This is a genomic window from Stenotrophomonas sp. 1337, assembly GCF_031455455.1.
Lineage (GTDB): Bacteria > Pseudomonadota > Gammaproteobacteria > Xanthomonadales > Xanthomonadaceae > Stenotrophomonas > Stenotrophomonas indicatrix.
Genome location: NZ_JAVDSR010000029.1, coordinates 1 through 2,500, shown reverse-complemented (window position 1 = coordinate 2,500; position 2,500 = coordinate 1). Strand labels below are relative to the sequence as shown.

Sequence of the window (2,500 nt, the reverse complement as noted above, 5' to 3'; positions counted from 1 at the left end):
GCGGGCAGTAGACCCGAAACCGGGTGATCTAGTCATGGCCAGGGTGAAGGTGCCGTAACAGGTACTGGAGGCCCGAACCCACGTCTGTTGCAAAAGACGGGGATGAGCTGTGATTAGGAGTGAAAAGCTAATCGAACCCGGAGATAGCTGGTTCTCCTCGAAAGCTATTTAGGTAGCGCCTCATATGTATCCTCTCGGGGGTAGAGCACTGTTATGGCTAGGGGGTCATCGCGACTTACCAAACCATTGCAAACTCCGAATACCGAGACGGACTGTATGGGAGACACACGGCGGGTGCTAACGTCCGTCGTGAAAAGGGAAACAACCCAGACCCACAGCTAAGGTCCCAAATTTTGTGCTAAGTGGAAAACCATGTGGAAAGGCACAGACAGCCAGGAGGTTGGCTTAGAAGCAGCCACCCTTTAAAGAAAGCGTAATAGCTCACTGGTCGAGTCGGTCTGCGGGGAAGATTTAACGGGGCTAAGCACAGAACCGAAGCTTGGGGTGTGCATATTTATATGTACGCGGTAGAGGAGCGTTCCGTAAGCCGTTGAAGGTGGATTGAGAAGTCTGCTGGAGGTATCGGAAGTGCGAATGCTGACATGAGTAACGATAATGCGGGTGAAAAACCCGCACGCCGAAAGCCCAAGGTTTCCTTGCGCAACGTTAATCGGCGCAGGGTGAGTCGGCCCCTAAGGCGAGGACGAAAGTCGTAGTCGATGGGAAGCAGGTTAATATTCCTGCACCTCGCGTAAGTGCGATGGAGGGACGGAGAAGGTTAGGCATACCGGGCGTTGGTTGTCCCGGGGAAAGGCGGTAGGTTTGGATCTTTGGCAAATCCGGGATCCTTCAAGACCGAGCACCGAGACGAGCCTTTATGGCGAAGTTGCTGATACCACGCTTCCAGGAAAAGCTCCTAAGCTTCAGCTTACGCAGACCGTACCGTAAACCGACACAGGTGGGTAGGATGAGAATTCTCAGGCGCTTGAGAGAACTCGGGTGAAGGAACTAGGCAACATGGCACCGTAACTTCGGGAGAAGGTGCACCCTTTTTGGTGGCTCATGCGAGCTATAGCTGAAGAGGGTCGCAGTAACCAGGCCGCTGCGACTGTTTATCAAAAACACAGCACTCTGCAAACACGAAAGTGGACGTATAGGGTGTGACGCCTGCCCGGTGCTGGAAGGTTAATTGATGGGGTCAGCCGCAAGGCGAAGCTCTTGATCGAAGCCCCAGTAAACGGCGGCCGTAACTATAACGGTCCTAAGGTAGCGAAATTCCTTGTCGGGTAAGTTCCGACCTGCACGAATGGCGTAACGACAGCGGCGCTGTCTCCACCCGAGACTCAGTGAAATTGAAATCGCTGTGAAGATGCAGCGTTCCCGTGGCAAGACGGAAAGACCCCGTGAACCTTTACTATAGCTTTACACTGAACGTTGAGTTCGTCTGTGTAGGATAGGTGGGAGGCTATGAAACCATGGCGCTAGCTGTGGTGGAGCCATCCTTGAAATACCACCCTGTCGTGCTTGACGTTCTAACCTGGGTCCATTATCTGGATCGGGGACCGTGTATGGTGGGTAGTTTGACTGGGGCGGTCTCCTCCTAAAGAGTAACGGAGGAGCTCGAAGGTACGCTCAGCGCGGTCGGACATCGCGCACTGTGTGCAAAGGCATAAGCGTGCTTGACTGCAAGATCGACGGATCAAGCAGGTAGGAAACTAGGACTTAGTGATCCGGTGGTTCTGTATGGAAGGGCCATCGCTCAACGGATAAAAGGTACTCCGGGGATAACAGGCTGATACCGCCCAAGAGTTCATATCGACGGCGGTGTTTGGCACCTCGATGTCGGCTCATCACATCCTGGGGCTGTAGTCGGTCCCAAGGGTATGGCTGTTCGCCATTTAAAGTGGTACGCGAGCTGGGTTCAGAACGTCGTGAGACAGTTCGGTCCCTATCTGCCATGGGCGTTGGAGATTTGAGAGGGGCTGCTCCTAGTACGAGAGGACCGGAGTGGACGAACCTCTGGTGTTCCGGTTGTCACGCCAGTGGCATTGCCGGGTAGCTATGTTCGGAAGCGATAACCGCTGAAAGCATCTAAGCGGGAAGCGCGCCTCAAGATGAGATCTCCCGGGGCACAAGCCCCCTGAAGGAACCATGTAGACTACGTGGTTGATAGGTCAGGTGTGTAAGTACAGCAATGTATTGAGCTAACTGATACTAATGATCCGAGAGGCTTGACCATATAACCTCAAGTTGCCTTGGCCGACATGACATGTCGATAGATCCAAGTGCACGCTACGTCACAAGACCAAACGAGAGGCAGGCGCTCAGGCGCGTCTCTTTGCAACGCTGGCATCATCATGCCCGCACCCTGCAAAGACACGACGCCCAGGCGACACTCCAACCGCCTCCCTGGTGAAATTAGCGCTATGGAACCACCCGATCCCATCCCGAACTCGGAAGTGAAACGTAGCTGCGCCGATGGTAGTGTGGCCTAAGCCAT

At 54.1% G+C, this 2,500-nt stretch carries 2 rRNA genes (1 of these 2 cut by a window edge); both read left to right on the top strand.

Annotated elements, in window-relative coordinates:
• Window positions 1–2,239: ribosomal RNA gene (locus J2X70_RS20685) — 23S ribosomal RNA — on the top strand (it extends 642 nt beyond the left edge of the window).
• A gap of 169 nt (window positions 2,240–2,408) precedes the next feature.
• A 5S ribosomal RNA gene (gene rrf / locus J2X70_RS20680) occupies window positions 2,409–2,500 on the top strand; the annotation flags it as partial.